The sequence below is a fragment of the Clostridium sp. genome (assembly GCF_051656525.1).
GTDB lineage: Bacteria > Bacillota > Clostridia > Clostridiales > Clostridiaceae > Clostridium.
Genome location: NZ_JBOGCC010000178.1, coordinates 1 through 5,242, shown reverse-complemented (window position 1 = coordinate 5,242; position 5,242 = coordinate 1). Strand labels below are relative to the sequence as shown.

Genomic DNA, 5,242 nt, shown 5'->3' with positions numbered 1-5,242 from the left:
CTCATGACTACTCCTTTATTAGATTCATTAGATATTCACCATAGTGTGATTTTAACAATGGTTTTGCTAATTCCTCTACCTTTTCTTTAGATATCCATCCATTTTTATAAGCAATCTCTTCTAAACAAGCTACCATTACACCTTGTCTACTTTGAATTGTTTTTACAAAATTAGATGCCTCTAAAAGTCCATCATGAGTTCCTGTATCAAGCCAAGCCATTCCTCTACCTAAGCTTAATACATTTAACGTTCCTTCATTTAGATACATCTCATTTAGCGTTGTTATCTCTAACTCTCCTCTATGAGATGGTTTAACAGCTTTAGCTTTTTCTACAACAGTATTGTCATAGAAGTATAATCCTGGTATTGCAAAGTTAGATTTTGGTTTCTCTGGCTTTTCTTCTAAAGATATAGCTTTACCAGTTTCATCAAACTCTACTACACCAAAAGATTTAGGATTATTTACATAATAACCAAATATTGTAGCTCCTGTTTCTCTTTTAGCAGCTTCTTTAACTATTCCTGTAAGTCCATGACCGTAGAACATATTATCTCCAAGAACTAAGGCACACGCATCATTTCCAATGAAGTTTTCTCCTATGATAAATGCTTCTGCAAGACCATTTGGATGCTCTTGAATAGCATATTCTATTTTAAGTCCTAAGTCACTTCCATTACCTAACAATTCTTCAAAAGTTCCAATATCTCTAGGAGTAGATATTATTAAAATATCCTTAATTCCTGCTAACATTAAAACAGATAATGGATAATAAATTAGTGGCTTGTCATAAATCGGTGTTATTTGCTTACTAATTGCTTTTGTTACTGGATACAGTCTTGTTCCAGATCCTCCTGCTAATATGATTCCTTTCATTTTTAACTCCTTTTAAATTTTTTCTATCATTTTTTTTAATGATCTTGGTAATACAAAAACATTTGTTAACATACTAAAACATGTTCCTAATACAACTCCTACAATTCCTAAATCAAAATAAATGATTGCTATCAATGAAACTACTATATTTATAATTGCTTGAGTTAAAGATAAAATAACTATTCCCCACCCTATTCCTATTCCAAATATTATCGTTGAATAGATATTACTAAAACATGTTAATAAGGTCGCTAGTCCACATACTACTACTAATGATAAAGATGGTTCTATTTCACCTAATGTCCATATTTTTATAAAAGGCTTTCCAAGTATAATCATAATAATAGTTAAAATTAATAAACTAACAAATACTTTTTGCAATTTTTTTAAAATATTTTTTAACCACTCTATATTCCCCTCATGAAAAGCCTTAGTAGCAGCTGGCCAAATAGGAGTTGTAATTAATGTCATAGCTAACAATGGAATTCCGAATAATTTATTAACTATATTATAGATTGCAACATTTTCAATCCCTGTGTATTTAGTTATAATAAAATTATCTGTCGAAAATATTATTAATCCTGCTATTTGAACTAAAAATATTTTCAAGCCTATTCCAAAAATATTTTTAGTTTTATTTAATCTTATATCTTTTATCTTAAATAATAAATTTTTATTCTTATAGAAATAATAAATTGATAAAATCATATGCGATAAAAATATCCCTAATCCATAAGTTAAACTTAATAAAATTATTGAATTCTTTTTAAAATAAAAAAGATTTAGCAAAAAAATAAAAAATATAATTTGTGATAGTACTGAATTTATTGATGATAAATATGATTTTTGTGAACCCAAAAATACATTATTACACAAACTAAATATGAAATTAATACAAACAAACCCTATGTTTATGAGTAGTATTTTATTTAATTCATTGTTACTTATATATGTTATATTTAATAGTCTGCTAAGATCTATATTTTTTAAAATAATATATGATAATGAAAAAAATATAATTGATATTATAGTTACAAAAAAATAACTTGTTGCTATATATTCTTTAGCTTCTTTTTCATTTTTTTTAGTCAATGTTTCTGCTAATCTATTTTTTAAACCATTTCCTATTCCTATATCAAAAGTATATATCCAGCTTGTTATTGATAATATTAAAATCCATAATCCGTAGTTATCTTTATCTAAATACTTTAGCATTATTGGGATACTTATAAAACTCAATCCTATACCCAATCCTTTAAATAAAAAATTTGATAATATATTTAATAATAAATTATCTTTTTTTAATTTCGATAATATTTTTTTCACTATTGCTCACTTTCTAAATAGCTTTCTATTGTTCGTTTAAATCCATCTTTTATTCCAACTTCAGGCTTCCAACCTATTTTTTTTATTTTATCTATACATGGACAATTTCTTTTTATTTCACTTTTTAAATAATTTGGATTATTTTGTTCTGATTCAATAACTTTAAGTTTTTTTTCAGGATAAATTTCTACTAATTCCTTTGCTAATTCGACTATACTTGCTTCTGCTTCAGGATTTCCTAAATTATAAGCCTCTCCATTTTTTCCTTCTAATAAAATCTTAAAAAAGCCATAAGTAGCATCACTTATATAACAAAATGCTCTCATTGCTTTACCATCACTTTTCATTTCAATATTTTCATTATTTAAAATATTTTTTATAAAATCCGAAAATACTCTTCCATCATTTAATTCTATCCCAGGTCCATAAGTATGAAAAATTCTAACTATTTTACACGGAACCCCATACTGTTTAAACCAAGAAACACACATTGTTTCTGCCATTCTTTTACTTTCCGAATAAGAAGACCTTATATTTGTACAATCAACTATTCCATACTCATCTTCTTTTATTGAGAAATTATTATTTGATAACTCTCCATAAATTTCACTTGTGCTAAAAAATAAAAAACTCTCTATTTTTTTATTTTTACAAATTTCTAAAATATTATTTGTTCCAATTATATTTGCATTTAATGTACCCACAGGATCAATTAAATAATATTTTGGACTTGCTTGACTTGCAGCATGAATAACATAATTAAATTCTATATCTAATGTTATTTTATCACAAACATCTTGTTCTAAAAATATTAAATTATTATCATCTAAAAAATCTTTAAACTTATTTTTAGCTTTCTCGATATTTCTTACAAGAGCATAAACTTTACATTTTTTTTCTAAAGATTTATTTAGATATAATAGTGTTTTGACCATATATGATGGCAATATTCCATTTGCTCCAGTTATTAGAATATTTTTTCCTTCAAATTTTCTCCATTCTAATTTTTTATTTACAATATTTTCTAAATCCTCTTCTATTATTTTATTCATTAATATCTCCTAATAATTCAACATTATTTTTTTCAATTCATCTTCTGGTAGTTTTGGACTTGTGTTTTCTAACGGCGAATTAAATTCAAGTTTTGGATAAACTCTTGATTCTCCTTCAATTTGATAATCAATTAGACAATTTCTTTGTGAAAAAATATTTTCCATTAAACTTTCATCACTTAATTCTGCTTCTGTTACTTTATAATATTTTACTCCATATGCAGAAGCAATCTCTTTTAAATTAGGAATTATGTATCCACCATCTTTAACTGTTCCAGTTAATCTATTTTCAAAATATAGCTCTTGGAATTGTGTTATCATTCCTAATGCACTATTATTCATTATTATAACTTTTATAGGAAGGTTATATTGAGAGATTAATAATAATGACTGAATTGCCATATGAAAACCACCATCTCCATTTATAGAATATATCGCTTCATCATTTTTTTTAGCAAATGCTACTCCTATTGAACAAGGTAATGAATAACCCATTGGGGCTAATCCTCCACTAGTAAAGAATTTTTGATTTTTTTTCAATATTAAACTTTGAGCTGTCCACATCTGATTTTGACCAATATCTCCTGTGAATACCTCTCCCTCTTTAGAGTATTTATTTAAAGTTTCTATTAATTTATATGGTGCTTTATTTTTCACATTTTTTTCAATCTCTTTTTCTTGATTATAATTTTTCTTTAAATCTTTTAAATAAGTTTTCCATTCTAAAATATTTAAAGTTTCTTTTTGTAACTTACCTACAAATTGTTTAGCATCCATCGATATATTAATCTTATTTTCTATCCTATGGTTTTGTAATTCAGCTTCATCAATATCTATATGAATAATTTTACCATTTCTTAAAAATTCATTTACCATTGCTCCTGTTTGTCTTGTATCTAATCTAGTACCTAGAGCTATCAATAAATCTGCATTCGCTACTGCTATATTTGCACATCTGTTACCATAACTTCCTAACATTCCCATGTACTCGTCTTTTGTTTCATCAACTGACCCTTTCCCCATAAGAGATGAAACTACTGGTATTCCAGTTTTTTCAACAAAATTATTAATTTCTATTTGAGAATTAGAATTAATACATCCTCCTCCAACTAATAACATTGGTCTTTTAGCTTTTTTTAACAATTGGTTTATTTCTTCTAAATTATATACTTTTTCTTTTTTTTCATTTGGAATAAATCCTTCTAAAATATCTGGATTTATTTCAGCTCTTTGTATATTCATAGGTATATCCAATAATACTGGACCTTGCCTACCCTCTTTTGCTATAAAGTAAGCTTTTTCTAATTCATATCTTATCTTACTTTCATCTGTTATCATTGTAGCATACTTTGTTATTCCTTTAACTAAAGAAACTACATCTGTCTCTTGAAATCCTAGTTGTCTTATGGGTTTATCATATTTATATTCATAAGTATTTACTTGACCCGTTATGTATAAAGCTGGAATTGAATCAAAATAAGCATCTGCTATTCCTGTTATCATATTTGTTGCACCTGGACCGCTTGTAGCTATTGCTACTCCTATATTTCCATTTTCTCTAGCATAACCTTCTACTGCTATTGATGCTGTCTGTTCATGATATACTTGAATAAAATCAACATTTGGATTTTTAGCTATTGAATCTGCTAAATGAGTTATCATTCCACCTAAATATCCAAACACTGTATCTATTTTTTTTTCTTCAAAAAATTTAACTATATAATCTGATACTTTCATCTTTATCTACCTTTCAAAATTACAAAATTTTTCTATTTGCTCTAAACATAAATTATACACATTTTCATTTTTATATCTTTTGTACCATTCTGTTGTAAGTTCAATACTATTTTCTATTGTTAAAGTTGGTTTCCAATCTAATTCAAATCTCGCTTTTGTTATATCTAATAATAAAAGATTAGCTTCATGAAGAGCATTAGGATTAGAGCAATCTTTTAATTCTCCACTTCCATAAAATTTAGTTACCATTGTT

4 protein-coding genes and 1 pseudogene are annotated in these 5,242 nt (G+C 26.3%); all 5 read right to left on the bottom strand.

Features of this window, described 5'->3' with window-relative positions:
* Window positions 1-7 precede the first annotated feature (7 nt).
* On the bottom strand, window positions 8-874 hold the full coding sequence (gene rfbA / locus ACRDDY_RS08995; RefSeq protein ID WP_438564618.1) for a glucose-1-phosphate thymidylyltransferase RfbA: 867 nt from the start codon (window positions 872-874) through the stop codon (window positions 8-10).
* Window positions 875-886: 12 nt separating this feature from the next.
* Complete coding sequence (locus ACRDDY_RS08990) at window positions 887-2,200, bottom strand: lipopolysaccharide biosynthesis protein (RefSeq protein ID WP_438564617.1); 1,314 nt, start codon at window positions 2,198-2,200, stop codon at window positions 887-889.
* Entirely contained in the window at window positions 2,200-3,252 is a 1,053-nt protein-coding gene (locus tag ACRDDY_RS08985) for an NAD-dependent epimerase/dehydratase family protein (protein ID WP_438564616.1), read from the bottom strand. The genes ACRDDY_RS08990 and ACRDDY_RS08985 overlap by 1 nt, the downstream gene beginning before the upstream one ends.
* Window positions 3,253-3,261: 9 nt before the next feature.
* The gene (locus ACRDDY_RS08980) at window positions 3,262-4,989 is read right to left on the bottom strand and encodes a thiamine pyrophosphate-binding protein (protein ID WP_438564615.1); all 1,728 of its coding nucleotides are present in this window, start codon (window positions 4,987-4,989) and stop codon (window positions 3,262-3,264) included.
* 6 nt (window positions 4,990-4,995) lie between these two features.
* Window positions 4,996-5,242: pseudogene (locus tag ACRDDY_RS08975) on the bottom strand (CDP-glucose 4,6-dehydratase); the annotation flags it as partial.

What these genes read in the sequence shown, in the direction of transcription:
- rfbA (WP_438564618.1), bottom strand. Translation starts at nt 874, where the DNA reads ATGAAAGGAATCATATTAGCAGGAGGATCTGGAACAAGACTGTATCCA.
- ACRDDY_RS08985 (WP_438564616.1), bottom strand. Translation starts at nt 3,252, where the DNA reads ATGAATAAAATAATAGAAGAGGATTTAGAAAATATTGTAAATAAAAAA.
- ACRDDY_RS08980 (WP_438564615.1), bottom strand. Translation starts at nt 4,989, where the DNA reads ATGAAAGTATCAGATTATATAGTTAAATTTTTTGAAGAAAAAAAAATA.